This is a genomic window from Hydrogenophaga sp. ZJX-1 (assembly GCF_048590325.1).
Classification (GTDB): Bacteria; Pseudomonadota; Gammaproteobacteria; order Burkholderiales; family Burkholderiaceae_C; genus Hydrogenophaga.
This window is the reverse complement of the sequence record NZ_JBMBRA010000004.1, coordinates 558866-584533: the sequence shown is the minus strand read 5'-3', so window position 1 is coordinate 584533 and position 25668 is coordinate 558866. Positions and strand designations below refer to the sequence as shown.

Below are 25668 nucleotides of genomic sequence, written 5' to 3'. Positions count from 1 at the left end.
ACCGATCACAAGCAGGGTGGTGCCATGCGCAGCGTGTTCTGGCTGCTGGGACTCGGTGCGCTGGCGGTGGCGCTGGCGCTGCTGGTGGGCCACAACCAGGCCATGGTCACGCTGTTCTGGCCGCCATACCGTTTTGATGTCTCGTTCAACTTTGTGGTGTTCTGCCTGATCGCCGGCTTTGTGCTGGTGTACCTCGCGCTCAGGGCCATCAATGTGCTGCGTGAGTTGCCGGCGCAGGCCCAGCGCTGGCGGGCACAGCAGGTGGAGCGTGCGGCCGTCGGGTCGGTGCTGGACGCTTTGTCGTATCAGCTGTCGGGCCGTTTTGTGCGTTCGCAGGCCGCGGGACTGGCTGCGCTTGAACAGCTCAATGCCCTGCCATCGGCCCAGTGGCCCCGGCGGCACCAGTTGCTGTTGCTGGCCCATTTGCTGGTTGCCGAGAGTGCACAGTCGCTGCAAAACCGCAAGGCCAGAGACGAGCACCTGCAATCGGCACTGCATCCCAGGCTCGCCAGGAGCGCACCCGAGGCCCACGAAGGCGCGTTGCTGCGCGCGGTTCGCTGGGCGGTCGAAGACCGTGACGCCGACGCCGCACGAAGCCGCCTGGCTGAACTGCCGCAAGGTGCGGCGCGCCGCATCCAGGCGCTGCGTCTGAAGTTGCGCATTGCCCGCCTTGGTGGGGCCACCAGTGAGGCGCTGGAAACGGCCCGGGTGCTGGCCAAGCACCGCGCGTTTTCCCCGGATGCTTCGCGCAGCATCGTGCGCGGGCTGGCACTCGATGCCTTGGGCGAGTCGCACGATCTCTCGCAGCTGCAGACGCTCTGGAGCCGTCTGGATGCCGGCGAGCGCGCCATGCCAGAGCTGGCTCTGGCGGCGGCCCAGCGTGCCAACCATTTGGGCGTGCAACCCGGCGAACCTGTGGACGAGAACCGGGAGGCCACCACAACGCTGGTGCTCAGCTGGCTGGAGCCGGTGTGGAACAAGTTCGCCGAACTGGATGCCGCGCAGCAGCGCCAGCTGGTACGGACGATGGAGCCCGCACTGGCCCAGCTTGATGCCACCTGGCTCGCGCGGCTGGAGCAGGCACAGCGCCAGCAACCCAACAACGCTTACCTCCAGTACCTGACCGGTCAGGCTTTCATGCAGCGCCAGCTCTGGGGCAAGGCCGCCCAGTTGCTCGGGCAGGCCAGCCACAGCCTGGCCGAGCCGGCCCTGCTGCGGCGAACCTGGCGCTCACTCGCGGCCCTGGCCGAAGAGCGCGGCGACGTGGTGGCCGCGCAGTCGGCCTGGAAAAAGGCCGCCTTGCTGGACTAAAGGGCTCGGGTGGCGGTGCCACCCAGGTTGACGTGGTGGGCTGTCCGCTACGGCCACCACCAGAGACAGACCCTCAGTCAGAAACAGGAACGCCGGCTTGAAGCCGGCGTTCCTGTCGGATTCAGACCGCGGTTACCCGCGGCCATTCACCCCGCTCACTGGGTCTCAAACGGCAGGGGCATGCTGCGCAGGTCTTTGCGCGTTTCCACCAGCACCAGCGGGCCTTCGTCCAGGACCACCGCGGGTTTGATCTCGCGCGGCACGTGGATGGGTTTGGGTTCGGCGGCGATCGCGGCCTGCACCTGGGCCACCTTGTCGGTATCGGAATTGACCCACTCCAGGCCACTGGCTGCCGCCACCTGGTTCAACTCGTCGATCGACACCGTGTAGGGCTCTACCTTGGGCAGACCGCGGGTTGCGGGTGCCGCTGCGGGCACGCTCTTCTGCACGGCGGGCGCTGCCACGGGCCGGGGAGCTGGCGTGGCCAGCACCGGTACGGGTTCGATCACGACAGGTGGTGCGACTTCGGCCACCACTTCCTCGATCGCGACCGGGCTGCTCTCCACCGGCAGGCTGAAGTAGCTGCTGCGAACGGGTGCTTCGATAGCCACCTCATCCACCGGTGCCACAGACATCGCTGGTGCGGCTTCGGTCCCGGAGCCCTGCTCGGCCGCATCGCGCGGAGCGCGCTCGCGACGGTCACGGCCATAGCGGTCGCGGCTGCGGCGTTCGCGGGGTGCGCGTTGGCCACCGTTGTCGGCATCACCTTCGGCCGCGGGCATTTCTGCGCCGCTGGCACGGGCGTCCGGTTCCAGGCGCGGCGCTGCGTCGTCCGTGCCACCCTGCTGCGCGACCTCAACGCCTTCCGCACCCTGGGGGCGGCGGCGGTTGTCGTTGCGCGGACGGCGCTCGCGGCGCTGGCCTTCGGCCATGTCGGGCGTCTCGCCGGTCGCCGCCGGCGCGGCATTCAGCAACACTTCGGTGCCCTGGGTCTGGTCCAGCGGGGCCGCATCACGGCGGTTGTCACGACGACCGCCATTACGCGATTCACCACGCGGTTCGCCACGTGCCTCGCCGCGACCGTCCACCCGACCTTCGTTGCGACGGGCGCCTTCACGGCCCTCACGGTTTTCGCGGCCTTCTGGGCGGCCTTCCACGTTGCGGCCTTCGCCACCCCGCGTGTTGCGGCCGGCTTCGCGACCTTCGCGGCCTTCGCGCGGCGCACGGCCTTCGTTGCCATTGCGACCACCACGGCCCCGGCTGTCGCGACCGCCTTCGCGGCGCCCGTCGGGGCGCTGCTCGCTGCGGTCTGCGGTCTTGGTGTCCGGTGCAGCCACAGGCGGTGCCGAGACCACGGGCGCATCACCACCACCAAACAGGCTCTTGAGCCAGCCGAAGAAGCCCTTTTCAGCCGGTGCAGCCACCTTGGCCACAGGCGCGGCAACAACTGGTGCGACCACCGGAGCCGCAACAGGCGCTTCCGGCTTGGGTGCGGCCACAGGCGCCGGACCGTCGGGCAGCACGCCCTTGATCACCGGTTCCTGCTTGTTGGTGCGCTCCTGGCTGCGGCGCGTGAAGCCGGTGGCTTCGTCGGGTTCGTCGGCGAGCTTGTAGCTGGCGTCGAGGTTGTCCAGGCGTGGGTCGTCGTGCTTCAGGCGTTCCAGCTTGTAGTTCGGCGTGTCCAGCGACTTGTTGGGTACCAGCAGCACGTTGATGCGCTGCTTGAGTTCGATCTTGGTGATCTCGGTGCGCTTCTCGTTCAGCAGGAAACTGGCCACTTCGACCGGCACCTGCACCAGCACGGCGGCCGTGCTGTCCTTGAGCGACTCTTCCTGGATGATGCGCAGGATCTGCAGCGCCGAGCTCTCCGTGTCGCGGATGTGGCCGGAACCACCGCAGCGCGGGCAGGGGATGGACGAGCCTTCGCTCAGCATGGGCTTCAGGCGCTGGCGGCTCATTTCGAGCAGGCCGAACTTGCTGATGGCGCCGAACTGCACGCGGGCACGGTCTTGGCGCAACGCATCGCGCAGGCGGTTCTCGACTTCGCGGCGGTTCTTCGACTCGTCCATGTCGATGAAGTCGATCACGATCAGACCGCCCAGATCGCGCAGGCGGGCCTGGCGCGCCACTTCGTCGGCAGCTTCCAGGTTGGTGCGGGTCGCGGTTTCCTCGATGTCGCCGCCCTTGATGGCGCGCGCCGAGTTCACGTCCACCGCCACCAGCGCTTCGGTCTGGTCGATCACGATGGCACCGCCCGATGGCAGGTTCACCGTGCGGCTGTAGGCGGTCTCGATCTGGTGTTCGATCTGGAAGCGGCTGAACAGCGGTGCGTCGTCGCGGTAGCGCTTCACGCGGTGCCCATGCTCGGGCATCACGTGGCTCATGAACTGGTGCGCCTGTTCAAAGATGTCGTCGGTGTCGATCAGGATCTCGCCGATGTCGCTGTTGAAATAGTCGCGGATGGCGCGGATCACCAGGCTGGATTCCTGGTAGATCAGGTAGGCACCCTTGCCGCCTTGGGCTGCGCCGTCGATGGCGGTCCACAATTTCAGCAGGTAGTTCAGGTCCCACTGCAGTTCGGGCGCTTCACGGCCGATGCCGGCGGTGCGCGCGATGATGCTCATGCCATTGGGGTACTCGAGCTGGTCGAGTGCCTGCTTGAGCTCCTGGCGGTCTTCGCCCTCGATGCGACGGCTCACGCCACCGCCGCGCGGGTTGTTGGGCATCAGCACCACGTAGCGGCCCGCGAGGCTGACGAAGGTTGTGAGGGCCGCACCCTTGTTGCCGCGCTCTTCCTTTTCAACCTGGACCAGCAGTTCCTGGCCTTCGCGGATCACGTCGTTGATGCGGGCCTGGTTGACCGGCACGCCGGCGGCAAAATACTGGCGCGAAATTTCCTTGAACGGCAGGAAGCCGTGGCGGTCTTCGCCGTAGTCGACGAAGCAGGCTTCAAGCGACGGCTCGACGCGCGTGACGACGGCCTTGTAGATGTTGCCCTTGCGCTGTTCGCGCCCTTCGATTTCGATTTCGTAGTCGAGCAGTTTCTGCCCGTCCACGATCGCCAGGCGGCGCTCTTCGGCCTGCGTGGCGTTGATCAGCATGCGTTTCATGATGCGTTTCCTTCGGTCTGACACTGACATGGCGCCGGGTTGAACCCAGGCGCCGACCTGCCGTGAACCAGCGGAAAAGCGCGAACGGGGGGAGGAACTGCCGGAGAGCCACCGACCCGGTACCCACCCGGTTTTGGCCAGGTGATCGGGAGCGTTCGGAACGGGGCACGCTGTGTGTGCCTCGTTGAACAGCCGGGTCAGGGCGTAGGCGCGTGGACTTGGGTGAGCAGGAAAGGCTTGATGGCTGTCGATGACATGGATCTTGCCGGTGATGTCTCTGGCTTCACTTCATCCTCAACCAGCCAATCCACCGAGTGCCGTTGGCTTCTCGGGAACGTGGCTGGCCGATTGGGGTATTCCGTTTTCGGGTTCGCAGTTTTTCTCACGGATTCGCCCGCTGCTTCAATCTGACCGGTGCGGCTCCAGCCTCTTCAGAGAGGGCTTCGGGAGCGGGCGCCAGCGCAGGGTGCAACGGGAGGCAACTTGTGGCCAATCGGGTCCCCGGCCTCTAGGGCAGGAGGAGCCTGCCTACGGTGACTGCCTTAAACTCAAGGAAATCAATCACTTACGGCACACGACTGGCACAGCGCATTATAGTGTGCTCCCACTGTCCATGGGGCCGGTATTTCCAGCGGGTTTTCCTTGAACGCCAAGCCATCTGTCCAGACCGCAGCGGCGGTCCAATTCCTTACAGTTGACGAAGAATCGGCCGGCCAGCGGCTGGACAATTTTCTCATTCGATTGCTCAAGGGTGTGCCGAAAACGCACATCTACCGCATCATCCGTTCGGGTGAGGTGCGGCGAAACAAGGGGCGCGTCGGGGCCGATGACCGCGTGGTTGCGGGCGATGTGTTGCGTATTCCGCCGATCCGGTTGTCTGAGCGTGTGGAAGAAAAAGCGGCCAATCCGGCGCCCGCCCGCGAATTCCCCGTGATCTATGAAGATGACGCGTTCATGGCCATTGACAAGCCAGCCGGGGTGGCGGTGCACGGTGGCAGCGGGGTGAGCTTTGGCGTGATCGAACAAATGCGGCAGGCGCGTCCCGCCGCGCGTTTGCTCGAATTGGTGCACCGGCTGGATCGGGAAACCAGCGGCTTGCTGCTGATTGCCAAGAAGAAATCGGCCCTCAAAGGCCTGCAGGATCAATTCCGGGAGCGGGAAACCGGGAAAACCTATCTGGCCTTGGTCAAAGGGGTCTGGCCGGCGCGCCTCAAGGTGCTGGACCAGCCGCTGCACAAATACCTGTTGCCCGATGGCGAGCGGCGGGTGAAGGTGGTGAGCCCCGATGATCCCGATGGCATGCGTTCGGTCTCGCTGATCAAGGTCGTCGGGCGCATGCCTGCGCCTGCGGCCCTGGCGACCACATGCCCCGACGGATTCAGCCTCCTGGAGGTGACCATCAAGACTGGACGCACCCATCAGATTCGTGTTCACCTGGCGCATGCCGGTCATCCGATTGCAGGGGATGACAAATACGGTGACTTCGAAATCAATCGGCAATTGAGCCGCGTGGGTCTCAAGCGCATGTTTTTGCACGCTTGGCGGTTGCGACTGACGCACCCGATTAGCGGTGAAAATGTCGAGTTGCATTCGGAATTGCCGCCGGAATTGAAAAACTGGTTGCCCGATACGCTGCATCCGGCGTCATAATCCTATACAATGGATTCCGCATCGTTGGGATGCAGAATCCATACCAAGACAATCCGCAAGCTCAAAAGGACGATCAATGGCAAATTACGCAGAACTCATGGCGCAGGCACAGGCTTTGATGGCCCAGGCAGAGGAAGCCCGCAAAAGCGAACTCGCTTCGACGATTGCCGACATCAAAGCCAAAATGAAACAATTTGGCATCACGGTGGCCGATCTGGGCGGTGCATCGGGCGGCAAGAAGCCTGCCAAATCCAAATCCACCGCCGTGGCAAAATTCCGTGGCCCTCAGGGAGAGCTCTGGGCGGGGGGGCCGGGCCGCAAGCCCGAGTGGGTGCGCGCCGTGCTGGCATCGGGCAAAAGCATCGAGGACTTCCGCATCTGATCATCCGGATACGGTTTTGGCAAAGGCACCTTCGGGTGCCTTTGTTCTTTGTGTCGCCCTGGCGCGTGCAAAGCGGTGACCCGACGCCATCGTGTCGTCATGCGTGGCATCGATAATGCACACCCGTCTCAAACTTTTTTCAGCCGCATGCGCCCGCGCCAATTTGACCTGATTGCCTTCGACTGGGATGGCACGCTTTTTGACTCCACTGCCCTCATCGTGCGGTGCATCCAGGCTGCGGTGACGGACGTGGGTGGTCGCCTGCCCACCGATCAGGCGGCCAGCTATGTGATCGGCATGGGTCTGATGCAGGCGCTGGCTCACGCTGCACCCGATGTGCCGCCCTCTCAATATCCTTTGCTGGGCGAGCGCTATCGGCACCACTATCAGCAACACCAAGACGACATCAGCCTCTTTGAAGGCGTCCTGCCGCTTTTGGCCGAGCTCAAGCAGAGGCACCATTGGTTGACGGTGGCAACCGGCAAGAGCCGCCAGGGGTTGGACACCGCCCTGCGAACGGTGGAATTGCACGGTGTCTTTGACGGCTCGCGCACAGCGGACGAAACCGCAGGCAAACCCAGCCCGCTCATGTTGCAGGAGCTGATGCAAGAGTTCGGGGTCGATCCCGCGCGCACGCTGATGATTGGCGACACCACGCACGACCTCCAGATGGCGCTCAACGCCGGCTGCGCGAGCGTGGGCGTCAGCTACGGGGCCCATGAACCGGGCACCTTTGCCGAGTTTTCACCCTTGCACGTGGCGCATTCGGTGAAAGAACTGCGCGACTGGCTCGCAGCCAACGCCTGAAACCGTTGCCGCGCATGGAATCGTCGGAACAGGACCCTCTCTATCCGTTGTGCAACAGCCGCGACCTCGTGGATTCGGGTTTGGCGGTGTCGTTCGATGTGGTTTACGCCGGACAGACCTGTCGGGCTTTTGCCATCCGGTACCAGGGCGAAGCACACGCCTACCTCAACCGGTGCGCTCATGTGGCGATGGAGATGGACTGGCAACAGGACCGTTTTTTTGACGACAGTGGCCGCTGGCTGATCTGCGCCAGCCACGGCGCCATCTACGAACCCGCCACCGGTGCCTGTCGCAGCGGTCCCTGCCGCGGCGGGCTGATCAAGATCGGACTGGTCGAGTGCGATGGCGTCGTGCACTGGCGGTCACAATACCTGTTGAAACCGCCCTTATTTTGAGAGCTTCGAAACATGAATGACGATCTGGTGGGAACCCCATCTCCAGGTGCTACCGGGTACCGCTCCGACGTGGGCTGGGAGCGCGCGACGCTGGAAAAACTGGCGTTTGCCGCCCTGGCGGAGCAGCGCGCGGCGCGACGCTGGACCGTTTTCTGGCGGCTGATGTGGTTGCTGCTGGCCGGCGCGGTGCTGTGGATGGTGTTGCGCTCGGACGCTGGCGTTGCGTCCGTGAGTACGCCCCACACCGCACTGATCGAGATTCGGGGCGAGATTGCGGCCGGTGCCGAGGCCAGTGCCGACAACGTGGTCACTTCGCTGAATGCGGCGTTTGAAGACGCTGGCGCACAAGCCGTCGTTTTGCTCATCGATTCGCCCGGTGGCAGTCCGGTGCAGGCCGGCATCATCAACGACGAGATCACCCGGCTCAAGGCGCTGCACAACAAGAAGGTCTATGCGGTGGTGGAAGAAACCTGCGCCTCGGCCGCCTACTACATTGCCGCCGCCGCTGACAACATCTATGTGGACAAGGCCAGTCTGGTGGGCAGCATCGGCGTGCTGATGGATGGTTTCGGCTTCACTGGCTTGATGGACAAGCTGGGCGTCGAGCGCCGCCTGATGACGGCGGGCGCCAACAAGGCCATGCTCGATCCCTTCAGTCCGCAGGATGCGGAGCAGACCGCCTATATCCAGTCCATGCTCGGCGAGATTCACAGCCAGTTCATCACCGTCGTGCGGGCCGGGCGTGGCGACCGGCTCAAGGAAACGCCGGACACCTTCAGCGGCCTGGTCTGGAGCGGCCAGAAGGCGATCGCGCTGGGGCTCGTCGATGGGCTGGGCAGTCTCGATTACGTGGCGCGTGAGGTGGTCAAGGCCGAAGAACTGGTGGACTACACGCAGCGCGAGAATCTGGGGATGCGCCTGGCCCGGCAGCTGGGTGCCAGCGTCGGCGAGGGCATGTACCTGGCGGCCCGCTCCAGCGGATTGCAATTCAAATAAATTATTGACTCAACTCCAATCAGTGAACAGGGTGATTATGAAAATTGAAAAAGCTGTTTTTCCCGTCGGTGGCCTGGGCACCCGATTCCTGCCGGCCACCAAAGCCATCCCCAAGGAAATGCTGCCGGTGGTGGACAAGCCGCTGATCCAGTACGCGGTGGATGAGGCCTACGCGGCGGGCATTCGCGAAATGATCTTCATCACCGGGCGCCACAAGCGGGCCATTGGCGACCACTACGATGCGGCCTTCGAGCTGGAACACGAACTGGAGCGAGGCAACAAGGCCGACCTGCTCAAGCTGGTACACGACATCAAGCCCGATGACATGGATTGCGTGTTCATCCGCCAGCCGCGCCCGCTGGGCCTGGGTCACGCAGTGTTGTGCGCTGAGCGCGTGGTTGGCAATGACCCGTTTGCTGTGCTGCTCGCCGACGACCTGATGGTGGGTCGGGCGGGTGGCCCTTCGGTGTTGCAGCAGATGGTGGCAGCCTACGAAAAAAGCCCGGGGACGGTGCTGGCGGTGCAGGACGTGCCGCGGGAGGACACCCGCCGCTATGGCGTGGTCGACGTGCATGGCGTCAACGACGCGTTGGCCGAGGTGTTTGGCATGGTGGAAAAACCCGTGCCCGAAGTGGCGCCGTCCACCCTGGCTGTGGCCGGGCGCTACATCCTCACGCCCGCCGTGTTCGAAAGCATCCGCCGCCAACCCCGTGGCGCGGGGGGTGAGATCCAGCTCACCGATGGCATTGCGGCGCTGATCGGCACCGAGAAGGTGTATGCCTACCGCTACGAAGGGCAGCGTTACGACTGCGGCAGCAAGGTAGGCTTTCTTGAAGCCACCATCGATCTGGCGCTGACCGATCCGTCGCTGCGCGAAGCGGTCCGTGCCCATATGGTCAAGGCGCTGGGCTGACACTGGGAAGGAGGTGCCGAGCGCTCCTCAACGGCCGATGAGGAAGACCGCCGGTGCGTCCAGAGGCATGCCCTGCTGAAGTGATCGGCTCTTCCAATCGTTCGCCAGGGCACTGCGGGTGACCTGTTGCGGCAACATGAGGCCGCAACTGACGGCCAGCCGCGTGTGCGGGTGCAGGGTCTGCAGCAAGGCCTGCAGCAAGGCTGCGTTGCGGTAGGGCGTTTCGATCAGGATCTGGGTCTGTCCGGTTTTCAGGGCCAGCGCTTCCAGTTCGCGCAGGCGTTTGGTGCGCTCGGTGGCTTCCTGAGGCACGTAGCCCACGAAAGCAAATCCCTGTCCATTCAGTCCGCTGGCCGCCAGGGCCAGCATCAGCGATACCGGGCCGACGAGGGGCACCACCGGCATGCCCAGGGTGTGTGCCGCGCGCACGACAGAGCTGCCGGGATCGGCAATGGCGGGCATGCCGGCTTCACTGACCAGGCCAATGTCGTGGCCCAGCAAAGCCGGTGCAAGCAAGGCCTTGGCCTGGCTGTCGCCCTCTGCGGCCGGGGTATGGTCGCCTTTTTTGTGCGCCTGCCGGGGGAGTTCGACGATGGCCTGAGCTTGCAGCGGTGCGGCGAGCCCGTTCACCGCCTCCACTCGCTTGAGAAAGGCTCGTGTGCTTTTGGCGTTTTCGCTGATCCAGTGGGTCAGCCGCGCCGCGACCGCCACGGTTTCGACCGGCAGACACTCGGTGATGGGTGCGGGCTGCGCACCTTCCGGCAGGCAGCCAAAGTCCAACGGTGTGGGCACCAGATACAGCGTACCGGGCGTGGGCTGCGCCGGCTTCATAGAACGGGTACTCCCGCAGCACGGATCATTCGACAGGTGCGGATCAGTGGTAAGCCGACCAGCGCGGTCGGATCGTCGTTTTCAATGCGTTCGAGCAAGGCGATGCCCAGGCCTTCACTCTTGGCGCTGCCCGCACAGTCGTATGGCTGCTCGGTCCGCAGGTAGAGCTCGATTTCCGCCTCGGTCAGGGTGCGAAATACCACCTGGACGGCCGCCAGATCGCTCTGCTCAAAACCGCTGGACAGGCACACCACGGCCACCGCGGTCTGGAACACCACCGTCTGGCCACTCATGCGGCGAAGCTGCTCGACCGCACGCTCGTGGTTGCCGGGTTTGCCCAGGGGTTCGCCGTCCAGGTCGGCGACCTGGTCGCTACCGATCACCACCGCTTCGGGGTGGCGCCGGGCCACCTCGCGCGCCTTGGCCAGCGCCAGACGCATGGCCAGTGCGAAGGGCTTTTCGCCCGGATGCGGGGTTTCATCGACTTCGGGACGTTCGATATCAAAGGCGATGCCCAGTCGCGCCAGCAATTCGCGTCGGTAAGGCGACGTGGAGCCCAGAATCAGGCGTTTCTTCGAGTGGTTTTCAAGGGTGGGCATGCCGGTATTGTCCCAGCATTCTTTTACACTGCCTTCCATGAAACCGAATCCGAACACTGCCTGGAACCCGGCCCGGCTGGACGTGCGAGCTTTTGCCCAGGCCGGCGCCAGTGTGAAGGCGGACGACCCGATGGGTCTGTTTGAGCGCCTGAAAGACGAGTTGCACCCCGAGCGCGACGCGGCCGATCTGCCGGGTGTCCGTTGGCAGGCCCATGGCGCTTTGCGTGCGGCATCCGGGGGGGGTGAGCCTGCGGTGTGGCTTCATCTGCTGGGGGAAGCTGTGGCGCCCTTGACCTGCCAGCGTTGTCTTGGGGCTGTGGAAACCCCGCTCCAGGTGGACCGCTGGTTTCGGTTCGTGGCCGACGAAGCCACGGCCGCGGCAGAAGACAATGACTGCGAAGAAGACCTGTTGCCGCTGGAGCCGCGTCCCAGTCTGTACGAATTGCTGGAAGATGAACTGTTGATGGCGTTGCCGCTGGTGCCGATGCACGACGCTTGTCCGGTGCCGGTGCCCATGCAGTCCGGCAATGTGGTCGCCGCAGGCGGCCCTGCAGAAGAACAGCGCCCACACCCGTTTGCGGCATTGTCCCGCCTGAAAAAATGACGCAGGGGGATCTTCGGGCTATAATGCTTGGCTTTGCGCTGGTATCTATTTCACTGTGAGGTGTACGGTGTACACGAATATGGTGGTAGGCGAACCCTAGGCGCACCCCGATTGACCCTATTGAATTCAGGAGCCCACCATGGCCGTCCAGCAAAACAAAAAGTCCCCTTCCAAGCGCGGCATGCACCGCTCGCACAACGCGCTGAACGTGCCCGGCATTGCCGTTGAGCCGACCACCGGTGAAGTGCACCTGCGTCACCACATCAGTCCCAACGGTTTCTACCGTGGCCGCCAGGTACTGAAGAACAAGTCCGAAGCCTAAAGTGACGGTGGGTCACCGACCCCGTCGCGATACCGCGTCCGGGGTGGTGGCTGCTGTTCTTGAACAGGCCCGCATGTGCCATGCGGGCTTTTTTCATTCTTGTGGCGCCTTGGGCGCCACCACTGAGAAGTTTGAATGATCACCGTTGCTGTGGATTGCATGGGTGGAGACGTTGGCGTAGGGGTGACCTTGCCGGCCTGTGAGGCCTTTTTGGCCAGCCATCCGCAGGCCCATCTGTTGCTCGTGGGTCAGCCCGAGGTGTTGAAGAAGTCCCGGCCTCAGCTGCTCAACAACGTGCGCTGTCGCGTGGTGCCCGCCAGCGAGGTGGTCGCCATGGACGATCCGATTGAAGTTGCGCTGCGCAAGAAGAAAGATTCTTCCATGCGGGTTGCGATCCAGCAGGTCAAGGATGGTGCTGCGCAGGCGGCGGTATCGGCAGGCAACACGGGTGCGCTCATGGCCATTTCCCGCTACCTGCTCAAAACCCTCGATGGCATTGACCGGCCGGCGATTGCCAGCCAGTTGCCCAATGCACGCGGTGGTGCGACCACGGTTCTGGATCTGGGCGCCAACGTGGATTGCACGGCCGAGCATTTGTTGCAGTTTGCTGTCATGGGATCGGCTCTGGTGGTCGCGATCACGGGCAAGCCCGAACCCTCCGTGGGCTTGCTCAACGTCGGCGAAGAGGTGATCAAAGGCAGCGATGTCATCAAAAAAGCGGGTGTCCTGTTGCGAAATGCGGCGAACACCGGTGATCTGAATTTCTTTGGCAACGTGGAGGGCGATGACATCTTCAAGGGCAGCGCGGACATTGTGGTTTGCGATGGTTTTGTGGGCAATGTGGCGCTCAAGGCCAGCGAAGGTCTTGCCACGATGATCAGCGGCCTCATTCGTGAAGCGTTCTCAAAGAGCATCCTGACGAAAATGGCGGCGATCATTGCTTATCCGGTCTTATCATCGTTTAAAAAGCGGGTGGATCACCGTCGATACAATGGTGCTGCGCTGTTGGGCCTGCGCGGGCTTGTTTTCAAGAGCCATGGATCGGCCGATGCCTTCGCTTTCGAGCAGGCGCTGGGGCGGGCTTATGATGCGGCCCACAATGGTTTGCTGAGCAGTGTGCAGGAACGCATTGCCCACGCTGCCCCCTTGCTGTCGCCAGCCGGGGTTCCCAGCGAGATCAGAAGCATTCCCACCCTTTAATTCGCCCACCTCACCAGCATGACACGCTACGCCCGCATTTCCGGCACTGGCAGCTACCTGCCGCCCCTGCGTCTGACCAATGCCGACATGGTCGGACGACTGGCCGCTGGCGGGGTCGAGACGAGTGACGAGTGGATTGTCGAGCGCACCGGTATCCGGGCGCGCCATTTCGTCGCTGACGGCGTTTTTGCCAGCGACATGGCCGCCGAGGCCTGTCGAAAGGCCATGGATGCTGCGGGGGTGGATGGCAACGAAATCGATCTGATCATCGTGGCTACGTCGACACCGGACATGGTGTTCCCGTCCACGGCGGCCATCCTGCAACACAAACTGGGCATCTCGGGGTGTCCTGTGTTCGACGTGCAGGCCGTTTGCAGCGGCTTCATTTATGGACTCACGGTGGCTGACGCGATGATTCGCACGGGCACCGCGAAAAAGGCGCTGGTGGTCGGTGCTGAAGTGTTTTCCCGTTTGCTCGATTTCAGCGACAGGACCACCTGTGTGCTGTTCGGAGACGGCGCGGGCGCGGTCGTGCTGGAGGCCAGCGAGGTGCCCGGCATTCTGGCTACCGACATCCATGCAGACGGAAAACACGCCAGCATCCTGTGTGTGCCGGGGCATGTGTCTGGCGGCAAGGTTCTCGGCGACCCACTGCTCAAGATGGATGGGCAGGCGGTGTTCAAGCTGGCGGTGGGCGTGCTGGAGGACACGGCGCGGGCTGTTCTGACCAAGGCGGGGCGCAGCGATGCCGATATCGACTGGTTGATTCCTCACCAGGCCAACATCCGGATCATGCAGAGTACGGCCCGGAAACTGAAGCTGCCCATGGACAAGGTGGTGGTCACGGTGGACGAGCACGGCAACACCTCGGCGGCTTCGATCCCGCTGGCTCTCGACCATGCGGTGCGTGCCGGTCAGGTGAAAAAGGGCGACACACTTTTACTTGAAGGCGTTGGCGGTGGCTTCACATGGGGCGCCGTGTTGCTCGATCTTTGAATTTTTGGGTCTGTCTGCAGCCAAGCCGGTCAGGCGCCTCATTTACCGTTCAGCATTTTCATGATTCCTTTTGCATTTCTCTTTCCGGGCCAGGGTTCCCAATCCGTGGGCATGCTGGACGCCTGGGGTGACCACCCTGCCGTGCGCGAAACCTTGCAGGAGGCATCGGATGCCTTGGGCGAGGACTTGGCGCATCTGATCCATGAAGGCCCCAAGGAAGCGCTGGGTCTGACCACCAACACCCAGCCGGTGATGCTGGTGGCGGGCGTGGCCGCCTGGCGCGTCTGGTGCGCCGAAGGTGGTGCAGCCCCTGCGGTGGTTGCCGGGCATTCACTGGGCGAGTATTCGGCGCTCGTGGCCTCGGGTGTCTTGAGTCTGGCGCAGGCGACCCCGCTGGTTCGCTTCCGGGCGGCGGCGATGCAGGAAGCGGTGCCTGTGGGGACCGGCGCGATGGCGGCCATCCTGGGCATGGATGCGGCGAAGGTGATTGCGGGTTGTGCGGAGGCACAGGCCACGTTCGGTGGCGCCAGCCTGGAGGTCGTGGAGGCGGTGAACTTCAACGATCCAGCCCAGACCGTCATTGCCGGCAGCAAGGCGGCGGTCGAAAAGGCCTGCGAGGTCCTCAAGGCCCACGGTGCCAAGCGCGCGTTGTCACTGCCGGTTTCTGCGCCGTTCCACTCCAGCCTCATGAAGCCTGCGGCGGACAAGCTGAAAGAGCAGCTGGCTGCAACAGCTTTTGCTGCGCCTCTGATTCCGTTGGTCAACAACATCGACGTCGCTGTCGAAGCCGATGCGGATCGCATCCGCGATGCGCTGTACCGGCAAGCCTTCGGGCCGGTTCGTTGGGTTGAATGTGTGAGCGCCATCCGGGATCGAGGCATCACCACACTGGTTGAATGCGGCCCCGGCAAGGTGCTGGCCGGCATGGTCAAGCGCATCGATGCGGGTCTGACAGGTGCCGCGCTCTACGATCCGGCTTCACTGACCGAGGTGAAGAACCTGCTGGCCTGACTTTCGGAGAACCAAGACATGTCTGAAATCAAATTTGCGGGCCAGGTGGCCCTGGTCACAGGTGCAACGCGCGGTATCGGTGCGGCCATCGCTTCCGAACTGGTGGCGCGCGGACTGATCGTGATCGGAACCGCCACCAGCGACGAAGGCGCAGCCAAGATCTCGCAGGTGCTCGCGGGTATGCCCGGAGCCGCTGCAGGCTGCCGTGGCGCAACGCTGGATGTGAACAACGTCGCTGCAGCAGAGGCGCTGATCGATGACATCACCAAGACGCATGGTGGACTGCAGGTGCTGGTGAACAACGCCGGCATCACGCGCGACATGCTGGCCATGCGCCTCAAGGACGATGACTGGGATGCCGTGCTCGACACCAACCTGAAGGCCGTGTTCCGCATGAGCCGCGCCGTGATCCGTCCCATGATGAAGCAGCGCTATGGCCGCATCATCAGTATCACCAGCGTGGTCGGCGCATCGGGCAACCCCGGGCAAGCCAACTACGCAGCGGCCAAGGCCGGTGTGGCGGGCATGACGCGCGCGCTGGCCCGTGAGCTCGGCAGCCGCAACATCACGGTCAACTGCGTGGCGCCGGGGTTCATCGAAACCGACATGACGGCAACGTTGCCGGAAGAGCAGCAAAAGGCGCTGCTGGGCCAGATCCCGCTGGGGCATCTGGGCAAGCCGGCCGACATTGCGCACGCTGTGGCGTATCTTGCGAGCCCTCAGGCCGCATATGTCACCGGTCAGGAACTGCATGTCAACGGTGGCATGTTCATGTCCTGACGGGCAGGGCATCCCATTTCATTTTCGACGCCGACAAAGCCGTCCGGCGGGCCGCCTAGGGGCCTCTCCCTAGCCCGGCTAAAATGACGGTCTGTCATCCAACCACCCTCAGAGGGACTTATGAGCGATATCGAAGCACGTGTTAAGAAAATCATTGCCGAACAACTCGGTGTTGAAGAAGGTCAGGTCACCCATGAAAAATCGTTCGTGGCCGACTTGGGCGCTGACTCGCTCGACACGGTGGAACTCGTGATGGCCCTGGAAGACGAATTCGGTATCGAGATCCCGGACGAAGACGCAGAGAAGATCACCACGGTGCAAAACGCCATCGACTACGCCATGGCGCACCAGAAGGCCTGATCCTTCATGGTCCAACGCAGGGTCTTCCCTTGGGGCATGGATCCCCGGGGAGGGCAACGCATTTCACGCACTCTGATGCGTGGGGGAATTCAATGAGTCGTCGTCGCGTTGTCGTGACCGGCCTGGGTTGCATCAGCCCCGTGGGAAACACGGTGTCTGAGTCCTGGGCCAACATTCTTGCCGGCAAGTCCGGCATCGACCGCATCACCAAGTTTGACGCGTCCAGCTTTGCCTGCCAGATCGCAGGCGAGGTCAAGGGCTTCAGTGTCGAGTCGTACATGTCTTCGAAAGAAGCGCGCACGATGGATACCTTCATCCATTTCGGTATTGCTGCTGCTTCTCAGGCGGTTGCTGATGCCGGTCTGCCCACGGGCGATGCGCTGGGGGAGGAAGAAGCCACCCGGATCGGATGCATCATTGGCTCCGGGATCGGCGGTCTGCCGATGATCGAAGAGACGCATACCGAGTTCACGAACCGTGGCGCCCGCCGCATTTCGCCGTTCTTTGTGCCGGCCTCCATCATCAACATGATCTCGGGTCATGTATCGATACGCTTTGGTTTCAAAGGCCCCAACCTCGCGGTCGTCACAGCCTGTACCACCGGGTTGCATTGCATCGGTGAAGGCGCGCGCAAGATTGAGTACGGCGACGCCGACGTGATCGTGGCTGGCGGCTCAGAAGCCACCGTTTCGCCGCTGGGCGTGGGCGGGTTCGCCTCCATGCGTGCGCTGTCCACCCGCAATGACGATCCTGCCACGGCGTCCCGCCCTTGGGACAAGGACCGTGACGGTTTTGTGCTGGGTGAAGGTGCGGGTGTGGTGGTGCTGGAAGAGTACGAGCACGCCAAAGCACGTGGTGCCAAGATTTATGCCGAACTGGTCGGCTACGGCATGAGCGCTGACGCGGGTCACATGACGGCGCCCAACATGGACGGCCCACGCCGCGCCATGATCAATGCCTTGCGCAACGCGGGTGTGAATGCCGATCAGGTCGACTATCTCAATGCCCATGGCACATCCACGCCGCTCGGTGACGTGAACGAGACCAACGCCATCAAGGCCGCTTTGGGTGATCACGCCAAGAAGACGGTGGTGAACTCGACCAAATCCATGACCGGGCACCTCCTGGGGGGTGCTGGTGGTATCGAGAGCGTGTTCACCATCCTGGCGCTGAAAGAACAGAAGAGTCCACCAACCATCAACATCTTCAATCAGGATCCTGAGTGCGATCTCGATTACTGCGCCAACGTCGCGCGTGACATGAAGATCGACTTCGCCATGAAGAACAACTTTGGTTTTGGTGGCACCAACGGAACGCTGGTCTTCAAACGCGTTTGAGTCTGCTGACAGCCATAGGGCTCTGACGGCCTGATCATGCGCAACGCCCCATCGGTTCGGTATCCGGTGGGGCGTTGTGTTTTGTACGGCTGGTGGTTGCTGGGCCTGGGCGCCTTGGGTTTGTTGGCACTGGCCGGCGGATGGTGGGTGAGCGGAACCACGGCGGAGGCGGGCGGTCTCACGACGGGCGTTGTCTTGTGGCTGCTCTGGACGGGCTTCGCCATTTGGAGCTGGCAGCGAACACCGGATGGCTTGTTGCGGTGGGATGCGCTGGCCGATTCAGCGGCCGGACCGTCCCTTGCAGGTGCCTGGGTCTGGCACAGCGAAGCATACAAAGACGGTGTGACTTTGCGTCGGGTCGATACCGTGCTGGATCTGCAAGACCGTGTGCTGCTGCGTTTGCACAATCCAGACGCCGCCAGCAGCTGGGCCTGGGTCGAGCGGGCTCGCGATCCTTTGCGTTGGAACGAGTTTCGTCGCGCGTTGATGGCGCACCAGCGGCAGGGCTGTGCGATCCAATGACGGATTGCTGCGCGTTCAGACCTTGCCGGCGCCTTGACTTCCCTGTCCCGCGTGACCGTGCACTCAGGCGTCATCAGGCTTGGGGTATATTTCTGCGGCCCGCTCCTGCCGCATGACACAACCCGAAGATCACACCGCCCCCCCGCCGCCCGACAGCGATGTCATGCTGGTGCAACGCACGCTTGCCGGGGAGCAGCGCGCGTTCGAACTGCTGGTCATCAAATACCAGAGAAGGGTCGAGCGCCTGATCGGGCGCATGGTGCGCGATGTTGATCTGGTGCAGGATATCGCCCAGGAGACCTTCATCCGGGCCTACCGGGCGCTGGCGCAGTTTCGGGGTGATGCCCAGTTCTACACCTGGCTTTACCGGATCGCGGTCAATACGGCGAAAAAACAGCTGCTGGAACTCAAGCGCGACCCGCTGATCTTCCAGTCCCAGATGAAATCAGCGGAGGATGATGAAACTTCCTCCTCCGAACGCGAACTAAATTCCAACGCGGTTGATCACGAGACGCCCGAAGCGGTGTTGGCCAGCAAGGAAATTGCCGAGGCGGTGAACGCTGCCATGGACGCTTTGCCTGAAGAGCTGCGCATGGCGATCAGCTTGCGGGAAATGGACGGTTTGAGCTACGAAGAGATTGCGGTGGCACTGGATTGCCCTATCGGTACGGTGCGCTCTCGCATCTTCCGGGCGCGCGAGGCGATATCGGGCCGCATCAAGCCGATGTTGGAGCGACAGTCCGGCAAACGCTGGTGACGCCGAATGTGGCACGGTGTGAACGGGGCTTGAACCCTCAAGTTTTTTTGGATGTCAACCATGAATGCCGAACAAGACAACATGAGTGTGCGCCAGTCTGCAAGGCCTGGTGCGCCATTTCACTCCGTTCCGGATACCGATCTGGCGGGTGCACTGTCTGCATTGACGGATGGTGAGATCGGTGCGGGCGAGCTGGATGCCCTTCTGGCCGATGCCGACCACCGTTCCGAGCTGCACGCCGACTGGCATGCCTACCAAGTGATTGGCGATGTGCTGCGTGGCACGGCGCCTGCCGTGTCGAGCGTCGCGCCGCAGAGCTTTGTAGCCGGTATCAGTGCGCGACTCCAGCTTGCCGAGCGGCCCCAGAGCCGGCCAGCGAGCCCGGGCGTGATGGCGCAGGTGCGTGGAGCGGCGGCGAACGACCCGGTAATGCGCTGGAAGATGGCTGCGGGTCTGGCCTCTTTGGCGGCCGTTGTCGCGGTGAGCTGGAACGTGATGCAGGGCGCGTCGGTTCCGGGTGTCCCAGCCGTTGCAGCGCCCCAACTGGCACAGGTCGCGCCGTCCACAGATCCGGCGAGACCGGTGGTTGCCGCCTCAGATACCGGGTCAACCAATGTGGCGGTGAGCACCGGGCAGGGCATCTTGATTCGCGATGCGCGGCTTGAGCAGATGCTGGCGGAGCATCGGCAGTATGGCGGCATGTCTGCGCTGCAGATGCCGGCGGGTTTCCTGCGCAACGCCACCTACGATACCGCCCCGCAGCGCTGATGCCCATGGCTCTTCATCTGTCGTTCGGTCGGCTTCTGTCGCGTGGCGTGGACTCAACCCGGTCCCGTTCAGGTCGGGGCGCTTACCCGGGCGCACGGCTGCAACCTTGGTCCGGGCTGGTCCTGGTGGCGCTGGTTCTGGGACTCTGGCAGCCCTTGGTGCAGGCACAGTCGCAGGGCGGTGCCGCGGTGCCGACGCGCAGTGTCAATGAATGGCTCACCCGAATGCAGGAAGCGTCGCGGCAAAGGGCTTACACCGGCACCTTGGTGGTGTCGGCGGGCTCGGTGATGTCGGCCTCGCGCATCTGGCATGTCTGTGATGGCGTGCAGCAGATGGAGCGCATCGAGACGCTCACCGGCGCACCGCGGACCACCATCCGCCGCAACAACGAAGTGATCACCTTTGTTCCCGACGCCAAAACCGCGTGGATCGAGGAGCGCGAGTCGCTGGGTTTGTTTCCCGATTTGTTGCGCACGCCCGCCAACGCCATCCCCAAATACTACGAGGTGCGTGAAACCGGGGTGCAGCGTGTTGCCGGGCATCTGGCCGATGTGGTCGAGATTCTCCCCAGAGACCCTTTGCGGTTTGGCTTTCGTATCTGGTCTGAACAGAAAACCGGTCTGGTCGTGAAGCTGCAGACCTTGGGTGAAAAGGATGTCGTGCTGGAGCAGCTCGCCTATTCCGAACTCCAGCTGGATGCACCTGTGCGCATGGACAAGCTGCGCAAGATGATGAAAGACACCCGCGGCTATGAGGTGTATCGACCGGTGGTGAAAAAAACCACGCCCGAGGCCGAAGGCTGGCAATTCAAGGATACGGTTCCAGGCTTCCTGCGCATGAGTTGCCACACCCGGGACACCAGTGAGGGCAGCGAAGTTTCTTCCGTGCCGATGCAGTGCATTTTTTCGGACGGGTTGGCTTCGGTCTCCCTGTTTGTCGAGCCACTCGACGCCCGCCGGCATGGCGCTGAAACCAGCGCCATGATGGGCGCCACCCATTCTCTGGGCATGCGGCTTGGCAACCATTGGTTGACCGTCCTGGGCGAGGTGCCACCGGCCACCCTTCAGCGGTTTGCCCAGGCACTTCAGCGAACGCGTTGAAGTATCGGCTGCTCCGATGGAGTGTTCCCCGTATGTTCCCTTTGTCCTTGTGCTTTCAGCTGTTTTGCCCGTCTGAACAAAATCATCATGACATTCAGTAAATCGAATCGCACTTCCTTCGTCAGCGTGGCCACCGCAGGTATGGTGGCGCTGGCCGGCGCCATGGCGTTGCTGTCGCCTGTGCCGTTGTCAGCACAGGGCGTCTTCTCTGCGCCGAGTGTGCGTGGCTTGCCTGATTTCACCGATCTGGTCGATCTGGTCGGGCCCTCGGTGGTGAACATCCGCACGCTGGAGCGCGCCAGTGTCCCTGAAGAAGGGGCATCCGGAACAGATGAGCAGATGCTGGAGTTCTTCCGCCGCTTTGGGATTCCCATCCCCCCCGGCGTGACGCCTCGTGGCCCGCGTGCGGAGCGGGGTCCGTCCGAAGAGGCGCAGCCTCGCGGTGTGGGCTCGGGCTTCATTCTCAGCAGTGATGGCCTGATCATGACCAACGCGCATGTGGTGGACGGCGCTGACGAACTGATCGTCACCCTGCCGGACAAGCGTGAGTTCAAGGCCAAGGTGGTGGGTACTGACAAGCGCACCGATGTGGCGGTGGTCAAGATCGAGGCAAGTGGTCTGAGTGCGGTGAAGATCGGTGACGTGAACCGTCTTCGCGTCGGCGAATGGGTGATGGCCATCGGGTCGCCCTTTGGACTTGAGAACTCGGTGACCGCCGGCATTGTGAGTGCCAAGAAACGTGACACGGGGGACTTTCTGCCCTTCATCCAGACCGACGTGGCGATCAATCCCGGCAACTCAGGTGGTCCGCTCATCAACATGCGGGGTGAGGTGGTGGGCATCAACAGCCAGATCTATTCACGCTCAGGTGGTTTCCAGGGGATTTCGTTTGCCATCCCGATCGACGAGGCGGTGCGCGTGTCGGACCAGCTCCGGGCGACCGGGCGCGTCACGCGGGGGCGCATCGGTGTGCAGATTGATCAGGTCAGCAAGGAAGTGGCCGAGTCCATTGGTCTTGGGCGGCCCCGGGGCGCCTTGGTGCGCGGTGTCGAAAACGACTCGCCAGCGGCCAAAGCGGGGCTGGAACCGGGTGACATCATCCTGCGTTTCGATGGCATAGAGATCGACAAGTCGGTGGACCTGCCACGGCTGGTGGGCAATACACGACCCGGCAGCAAGAGCCGCATGACGGTGTTCCGTCGCGGCTCGCAACGCGAGCTGAACATCACGGTGGCCGAACTGGAGCCCGAGCGCACAGCATCGCGCCCCTCAGCGCCCGAGCCTGCCAAGCCACAGCCAGCGGGGACGGCCAAGGCTCTGGGTTTGACGCTCTCCGATCTCACCCCGGCGCTGAAGAAAGAGCTGAACCTCAAGAGTGGCGTGCGTGTGGAGAGTGCTGAAGGGCCGGCTGCGCGCGCTGGCTTGCGCGAAGGCGATGTGATCATTGCCGTCGCCAACACAGACACCGGCAACGTCGCTGAACTCGAGGCGGCGCTGGTGAAACTCGACAAGTCACGCCCGGTCAATGTGCTGTTTCGTCGCGGCGATTGGGCGCAGTATGCGGTGATCCGCCCGAGTCGATGAAGCCGGACGAAACTCGAATCCACCCCAACTGAGGCCAATAACCCACTGATCTTTATGGGATATAGAGGTTGTGGGTTGGGGTGGCTGCCACGCCACACACCGCTTGTCTGTCGCGATACCGGGTCTGCCCACCGTTGTTGTGAGTGATTGCTCACAATTCTCCGGTTTCTCCTGACCGAATTCGATAAAATCGAACCAGTTCTGGATCGATTCCGTCGTCGAGGCTCTACATCGGTCCACGATGTGAGAATTACCTCCGAATGGCTTCGGTCATCCACAGATGCTTCACAAGAGCACTGAATTTCCTGTGGATGAATTGTGTATAAGTTTCATGTTGCTGCGCTGCAACAAGTCTCGGTGAGCGGTTGTCGGGTTTGAATTCCGGGCTTTTTGCCTACAATGAAGTCCCAACTATCGCAGTTGCCATTGATTGTTGGTTATGGGCGCGTCAACAGCTGACGCGCCCTTTTTTATGGTTCCCCGCAACCTCGTGCGTGGGCGCTTTGTTCCCCTGGTAGAGCTGTTTTTCTTGATGAACCACATCCGCAATTTTTCGATCATCGCGCACATCGATCACGGCAAATCCACACTGGCCGACCGCATCATTTCCCTCTGTGGCGGCCTGTCCGATCGCGAGATGAGTGAGCAGGTGCTGGACTCGATGGACATCGAGAAGGAGCGTGGCATCACCATCAAGGCGCAGACCGCCGCGCTCCAATACAAGGCGCGCGACGGGCAGGTCTACAACCTCAACCTGATCGACACACCGGGCCACGTGGACTTCTCCTATGAAGTGAGCCGCTCCCTCTCAGCTTGCGAAGGTGCGCTGCTGGTGGTGGATGCCAGCCAGGGCGTTGAGGCGCAGACCGTGGCCAACTGCTACACCGCGCTCGACCTGGGTGTGGAGGTGGTGCCGGTGCTCAACAAGATGGACCTGCCCAACGCCGATCCCGAAAACGCAAAGAGCGAGATCGAAGACGTGATCGGCATCGACGCGACCGATGCCATTCCCTGTTCGGCCAAAAGCGGCATGGGTGTGGAAGACATTCTGGAGGCCGTCGTTGCTCGCATCCCGGCGCCAAAAGGCAATCCCAATGCACCGCTGCGCGCCATGATTGTGGACAGCTGGTACGACGCCTATGTGGGCGTGGTGATGCTCGTGCGCGTGGTCGACGGTCAGCTGCTCAAGGGTGAGCGGTTCAAGATGATGGCCACCAACACCGTCTACAACGCCGACAACCTGGGCGTTTTCACGCCCGGCAACGAACCGCGAGGCGCGCTCAAGGCCGGTGAAGTGGGCTACATCATTGCCGGCATCAAGGAGCTGCAGGCGGCCAAGGTGGGCGACACCATCACGCTGGAAAAAAAGCTGCCCAACAACCTCGGTCCGGCCGAAGAGGCGCTGCCCGGTTTCAAGGAAGTGCAGCCACAGGTGTTTGCCGGTCTGTACCCGACCGAGGCGAACCAGTACGACGGCCTGCGCGACGCGCTGGAAAAACTCAAGCTCAACGACGCCGCGCTGATGTACGAGCCCGAGGTGTCGCAGGCGCTGGGCTTTGGCTTCCGCTGTGGCTTTCTGGGCCTGCTGCACATGGAGATCGTGCAGGAGCGGCTGGAGCGCGAGTTCGATCAGGACCTGATCACCACAGCGCCGAGTGTGGTCTACCAGGTGGTCAAGCCTGATGGCGAAGTCATCATGGTCGAGAACCCCTCCAAGATGCCCGACCAGGGCCGGCTGGAAGAGATTCGCGAGCCCATCGTGACCGTGCATCTCTACATGCCACAGGAATACGTCGGCGCGGTCATGACGCTCGCCAACCAGAAGCGTGGCATGCAGCTCAACATGGCTTACCACGGCAAACAGGTCATGCTGACCTACGACATGCCATTGGGCGAGATCGTGCTGGACTTCTTCGACAAGCTCAAATCGGTGAGCCGTGGCTACGCCTCCATGGACTATGAGTTCAAGGAGTACCGCGCAGCCGATGTGGTCAAGGTCGATATCCTGCTCAACGGGGAAAAGGTGGACGCGCTGTCCATCATCGTGCACCGCAGCCAGTCGCAGTACCGTGGCCGCGCCGTGGTGGCGAAGATGCGCGAGATCATCAGCCGCCAGATGTTTGACGTGGCGATCCAGGCGGCCATCGGTGGCAACGTGATCGCGCGTGAAACCATCAAGGCACTGCGCAAGAACGTGCTGGCAAAATGTTACGGTGGCGACATCAGTCGCAAACGCAAACTCCTTGAGAAACAAAAAGCAGGCAAGAAGCGCATGAAACAGATTGGCTCGGTTGAAGTGCCCCAAGAGGCTTTCCTCGCGATTTTGCAGGTGCAGGACTGATGCAATCCACGATGAGTGCGATCACGGCGGTGGTCTTGGCCGCCTTTGCCGCGTATGCGGGGGCGTTTTTCTTTGGCTATGTCGAAGGCAACTTCGCCCTGTTGCTGATGCTGGCCACGGCCATCACCGGTTTGTACTGGGTGGCCGAGAAGCTGGTTTTCCTGCCGCAGCGCCAGCGCGATGCGCAGCGCTTGCTGCAAGCTCAAGGTGACCGCGTCGCGGCCCTGCAGCAACAAGGCTTTGGCGGAGCCGATGTCGATGTGGAGCCTGCTCGCCAGCGGTTGCTGATGCAGCCGTGGTGGCTGGACTGGACGGCAGGCCTGTTCCCTGTGATCCTGGCAGTGTTTGTTCTGCGTTCGTTCCTGTTCGAGCCGTTCAAGATCCCGTCCGGCTCCATGATCCCCACCTTGCGCGTGGGTGACCTCATCCTGGTGAACAAATTCCACTACGGCATCCGCCTGCCCGTGTTCAACACCAAGGTGATCGCGAACAACGAGCCGCAGCGCGGCGATGTGATGGTGTTCCGCTATCCCCCGCAACCCAGTCTGGATTACATCAAGCGAGTGGTGGGTGTTCCTGGCGATGAAGTGGCCTATCTCAACAAACAACTGAGCATCAACGGGCAGCCCGTGCCGCGGAGCCAGGAGCCCGAGTTCTTTGACAGCGATGTCATGCGGTACGCCAAACAGTTCGGGGAAAGCCTGGGTGGGCGAAACTACAAGACCCTGAATGACGAAGACCGGCCAGCGTTCGTCTCGGGCACCACGGAGTTCGCTTACAAGGACAACTGCCGCTATTCGGTGGAGGGTGTGGTCTGCAAAGTGCCTGAAGGGCACTACTTCATGATGGGCGACAATCGGGACAACTCCCTGGATTCGCGCTACTGGGGCTTTGTGCCCGAGGCCAACATTGTGGGCAAAGCCTTCTTTGTCTGGATGAATTTTGGGGATCTCGGGCGCATCGGATCGTTTGAGTAAGTTTGACCATCTTTG

At 62.6% G+C, this 25668-nt stretch carries 25 protein-coding genes; 22 read left to right on the top strand and 3 right to left on the bottom strand.

The genetic code is table 11. The features are described from left to right. Positions 1-24: 24 nt before the first annotated feature. Positions 25-1311, top strand: coding sequence for a heme biosynthesis HemY N-terminal domain-containing protein (locus ACN5W5_RS14685; protein WP_420049280.1), 1287 nt, complete (start codon positions 25-27; stop codon positions 1309-1311). A 155-nt stretch (positions 1312-1466) separates the two neighbouring features. On the opposite strand, the gene ACN5W5_RS14680 is transcribed toward ACN5W5_RS14685, so the two are convergent. Then, positions 1467-4421 (bottom strand): Rne/Rng family ribonuclease, encoded by a 2955-nt coding sequence (locus ACN5W5_RS14680; RefSeq protein WP_420049216.1) that lies wholly within the window; start codon positions 4419-4421, stop codon positions 1467-1469. Between the two features lie 624 nt (positions 4422-5045). Between ACN5W5_RS14680 and ACN5W5_RS14675 the strand changes: the two genes are divergently transcribed. The 6 genes from ACN5W5_RS14675 (at position 5046) to galU (ending at position 9564) form a co-directional block, all read left to right on the top strand. Beyond that, positions 5046-6071 (top strand): RluA family pseudouridine synthase, encoded by a 1026-nt coding sequence (locus ACN5W5_RS14675; protein ID WP_420049279.1) that lies wholly within the window; start codon positions 5046-5048, stop codon positions 6069-6071. A gap of 97 nt (positions 6072-6168) precedes the next feature. Continuing rightward, the gene (locus tag ACN5W5_RS14670) at positions 6169-6453 is read left to right on the top strand and encodes an H-NS histone family protein (RefSeq protein WP_264186294.1); all 285 of its coding nucleotides are present in this window, start codon (positions 6169-6171) and stop codon (positions 6451-6453) included. Between the two features lie 147 nt (positions 6454-6600). Then, entirely contained in the window at positions 6601-7260 is a 660-nt protein-coding gene (locus ACN5W5_RS14665) for an HAD family hydrolase (protein WP_420049278.1), read from the top strand. A gap of 14 nt (positions 7261-7274) precedes the next feature. After that, positions 7275-7655, top strand: a complete 381-nt coding sequence (locus ACN5W5_RS14660) for a Rieske (2Fe-2S) protein (protein WP_420049215.1) — start codon at positions 7275-7277, stop codon at positions 7653-7655. A 12-nt stretch (positions 7656-7667) separates the two neighbouring features. Next, a complete protein-coding gene (locus tag ACN5W5_RS14655) occupies positions 7668-8651 on the top strand; it encodes a S49 family peptidase (protein ID WP_420049214.1) in 984 nt (327 codons plus the stop codon). Positions 8652-8688: 37 nt separating this feature from the next. Further along, positions 8689-9564: a UTP--glucose-1-phosphate uridylyltransferase GalU gene (galU, locus tag ACN5W5_RS14650; protein WP_420049213.1), complete on the top strand. Its 876-nt coding sequence runs from the start codon at positions 8689-8691 to the stop codon at positions 9562-9564. Between the two features lie 27 nt (positions 9565-9591). On the opposite strand, the gene ACN5W5_RS14645 is transcribed toward galU, so the two are convergent. Next, entirely contained in the window at positions 9592-10395 is an 804-nt protein-coding gene (locus ACN5W5_RS14645; RefSeq protein WP_420049212.1) for an SAM-dependent methyltransferase, read from the bottom strand. Next, on the bottom strand, positions 10392-10994 hold the full coding sequence (locus ACN5W5_RS14640; protein ID WP_420049211.1) for a Maf family protein: 603 nt from the start codon (positions 10992-10994) through the stop codon (positions 10392-10394). Before ACN5W5_RS14640 ends, ACN5W5_RS14645 begins: the two co-directional genes overlap by 4 nt. 37 nt (positions 10995-11031) lie before the next feature. Between ACN5W5_RS14640 and ACN5W5_RS14635 the strand changes: the two genes are divergently transcribed. The 15 genes from ACN5W5_RS14635 (at position 11032) to lepB (ending at position 25653) form a co-directional block, all read left to right on the top strand. Next, positions 11032-11598: a YceD family protein gene (locus ACN5W5_RS14635; protein WP_420049210.1), complete on the top strand. Its 567-nt coding sequence runs from the start codon at positions 11032-11034 to the stop codon at positions 11596-11598. Positions 11599-11737: 139 nt separating this feature from the next. Continuing rightward, positions 11738-11920 (top strand): 50S ribosomal protein L32, encoded by a 183-nt coding sequence (gene rpmF, locus ACN5W5_RS14630; RefSeq protein ID WP_066086119.1) that lies wholly within the window; start codon positions 11738-11740, stop codon positions 11918-11920. A 135-nt stretch (positions 11921-12055) separates the two neighbouring features. Next, positions 12056-13120 carry a phosphate acyltransferase PlsX gene (plsX, locus tag ACN5W5_RS14625; RefSeq protein WP_420049209.1) on the top strand — a complete coding sequence of 355 codons (1065 nt, stop codon included), beginning with the start codon at positions 12056-12058 and terminating at the stop codon, positions 13118-13120. 18 nt (positions 13121-13138) lie between these two features. Further along, positions 13139-14116: a beta-ketoacyl-ACP synthase III gene (locus ACN5W5_RS14620; RefSeq protein WP_420049208.1), complete on the top strand. Its 978-nt coding sequence runs from the start codon at positions 13139-13141 to the stop codon at positions 14114-14116. A 60-nt stretch (positions 14117-14176) separates the two neighbouring features. Then, on the top strand, positions 14177-15127 hold the full coding sequence (fabD, locus tag ACN5W5_RS14615) for an ACP S-malonyltransferase (RefSeq protein ID WP_420049207.1): 951 nt from the start codon (positions 14177-14179) through the stop codon (positions 15125-15127). 18 nt (positions 15128-15145) lie between these two features. Then, a complete protein-coding gene (fabG, locus tag ACN5W5_RS14610; RefSeq protein WP_420049206.1) occupies positions 15146-15907 on the top strand; it encodes a 3-oxoacyl-ACP reductase FabG in 762 nt (253 codons plus the stop codon). 120 nt (positions 15908-16027) lie between these two features. Next, positions 16028-16267, top strand: coding sequence for an acyl carrier protein (gene acpP, locus ACN5W5_RS14605; RefSeq protein ID WP_177135589.1), 240 nt, complete (start codon positions 16028-16030; stop codon positions 16265-16267). 92 nt (positions 16268-16359) lie between these two features. After that, on the top strand, positions 16360-17604 hold the full coding sequence (gene fabF / locus ACN5W5_RS14600; protein WP_420049205.1) for a beta-ketoacyl-ACP synthase II: 1245 nt from the start codon (positions 16360-16362) through the stop codon (positions 17602-17604). 36 nt (positions 17605-17640) lie between these two features. Beyond that, positions 17641-18126, top strand: a complete 486-nt coding sequence (locus ACN5W5_RS14595; protein WP_420049204.1) for a hypothetical protein — start codon at positions 17641-17643, stop codon at positions 18124-18126. Between the two features lie 112 nt (positions 18127-18238). Next, the gene (rpoE, locus tag ACN5W5_RS14590; RefSeq protein WP_420049203.1) at positions 18239-18883 is read left to right on the top strand and encodes an RNA polymerase sigma factor RpoE; all 645 of its coding nucleotides are present in this window, start codon (positions 18239-18241) and stop codon (positions 18881-18883) included. A 60-nt stretch (positions 18884-18943) separates the two neighbouring features. Then, positions 18944-19651, top strand: a complete 708-nt coding sequence (locus ACN5W5_RS14585; RefSeq protein ID WP_420049202.1) for a sigma-E factor negative regulatory protein — start codon at positions 18944-18946, stop codon at positions 19649-19651. Between the two features lie 125 nt (positions 19652-19776). Continuing rightward, a complete protein-coding gene (locus ACN5W5_RS14580; protein WP_420049201.1) occupies positions 19777-20751 on the top strand; it encodes a MucB/RseB C-terminal domain-containing protein in 975 nt (324 codons plus the stop codon). A 141-nt stretch (positions 20752-20892) separates the two neighbouring features. After that, positions 20893-22335 (top strand): DegQ family serine endoprotease, encoded by a 1443-nt coding sequence (locus ACN5W5_RS14575; protein WP_420049200.1) that lies wholly within the window; start codon positions 20893-20895, stop codon positions 22333-22335. A 532-nt stretch (positions 22336-22867) separates the two neighbouring features. Then, a complete protein-coding gene (gene lepA, locus ACN5W5_RS14570) occupies positions 22868-24676 on the top strand; it encodes a translation elongation factor 4 (RefSeq protein ID WP_420049199.1) in 1809 nt (602 codons plus the stop codon). Further along, positions 24676-25653, top strand: coding sequence for a signal peptidase I (gene lepB, locus ACN5W5_RS14565; protein WP_420049198.1), 978 nt, complete (start codon positions 24676-24678; stop codon positions 25651-25653). The genes lepA and lepB overlap by 1 nt, the downstream gene beginning before the upstream one ends. Positions 25654-25668: the final 15 nt, after the last annotated feature.

Bases quoted from the DNA above. Each gene is read 5' to 3' on its own strand.
- ACN5W5_RS14685 (WP_420049280.1), top strand. From the start codon at position 25: ATGCGCAGCGTGTTCTGGCTGCTGGGACTCGGTGCGCTGGCGGTGGCG.
- ACN5W5_RS14680 (WP_420049216.1), bottom strand. From the start codon at position 4,421: ATGAAACGCATGCTGATCAACGCCACGCAGGCCGAAGAGCGCCGCCTG.
- ACN5W5_RS14670 (WP_264186294.1), top strand. From the start codon at position 6,169: ATGGCGCAGGCACAGGCTTTGATGGCCCAGGCAGAGGAAGCCCGCAAA.
- ACN5W5_RS14665 (WP_420049278.1), top strand. From the start codon at position 6,601: ATGCGCCCGCGCCAATTTGACCTGATTGCCTTCGACTGGGATGGCACG.
- ACN5W5_RS14660 (WP_420049215.1), top strand. From the start codon at position 7,275: ATGGAATCGTCGGAACAGGACCCTCTCTATCCGTTGTGCAACAGCCGC.
- ACN5W5_RS14655 (WP_420049214.1), top strand. From the start codon at position 7,668: ATGAATGACGATCTGGTGGGAACCCCATCTCCAGGTGCTACCGGGTAC.
- galU (WP_420049213.1), top strand. From the start codon at position 8,689: ATGAAAATTGAAAAAGCTGTTTTTCCCGTCGGTGGCCTGGGCACCCGA.
- ACN5W5_RS14645 (WP_420049212.1), bottom strand. From the start codon at position 10,395: ATGAAGCCGGCGCAGCCCACGCCCGGTACGCTGTATCTGGTGCCCACA.
- ACN5W5_RS14640 (WP_420049211.1), bottom strand. From the start codon at position 10,994: ATGCCCACCCTTGAAAACCACTCGAAGAAACGCCTGATTCTGGGCTCC.
- ACN5W5_RS14635 (WP_420049210.1), top strand. From the start codon at position 11,032: ATGAAACCGAATCCGAACACTGCCTGGAACCCGGCCCGGCTGGACGTG.
- rpmF (WP_066086119.1), top strand. From the start codon at position 11,738: ATGGCCGTCCAGCAAAACAAAAAGTCCCCTTCCAAGCGCGGCATGCAC.
- plsX (WP_420049209.1), top strand. From the start codon at position 12,056: ATGATCACCGTTGCTGTGGATTGCATGGGTGGAGACGTTGGCGTAGGG.
- ACN5W5_RS14620 (WP_420049208.1), top strand. From the start codon at position 13,139: ATGACACGCTACGCCCGCATTTCCGGCACTGGCAGCTACCTGCCGCCC.
- fabD (WP_420049207.1), top strand. From the start codon at position 14,177: ATGATTCCTTTTGCATTTCTCTTTCCGGGCCAGGGTTCCCAATCCGTG.
- fabG (WP_420049206.1), top strand. From the start codon at position 15,146: ATGTCTGAAATCAAATTTGCGGGCCAGGTGGCCCTGGTCACAGGTGCA.
- acpP (WP_177135589.1), top strand. From the start codon at position 16,028: ATGAGCGATATCGAAGCACGTGTTAAGAAAATCATTGCCGAACAACTC.
- fabF (WP_420049205.1), top strand. From the start codon at position 16,360: ATGAGTCGTCGTCGCGTTGTCGTGACCGGCCTGGGTTGCATCAGCCCC.
- ACN5W5_RS14595 (WP_420049204.1), top strand. From the start codon at position 17,641: ATGCGCAACGCCCCATCGGTTCGGTATCCGGTGGGGCGTTGTGTTTTG.
- rpoE (WP_420049203.1), top strand. From the start codon at position 18,239: ATGACACAACCCGAAGATCACACCGCCCCCCCGCCGCCCGACAGCGAT.
- ACN5W5_RS14585 (WP_420049202.1), top strand. From the start codon at position 18,944: ATGAATGCCGAACAAGACAACATGAGTGTGCGCCAGTCTGCAAGGCCT.
- ACN5W5_RS14575 (WP_420049200.1), top strand. From the start codon at position 20,893: ATGGTGGCGCTGGCCGGCGCCATGGCGTTGCTGTCGCCTGTGCCGTTG.
- lepA (WP_420049199.1), top strand. From the start codon at position 22,868: ATGAACCACATCCGCAATTTTTCGATCATCGCGCACATCGATCACGGC.
- lepB (WP_420049198.1), top strand. From the start codon at position 24,676: ATGCAATCCACGATGAGTGCGATCACGGCGGTGGTCTTGGCCGCCTTT.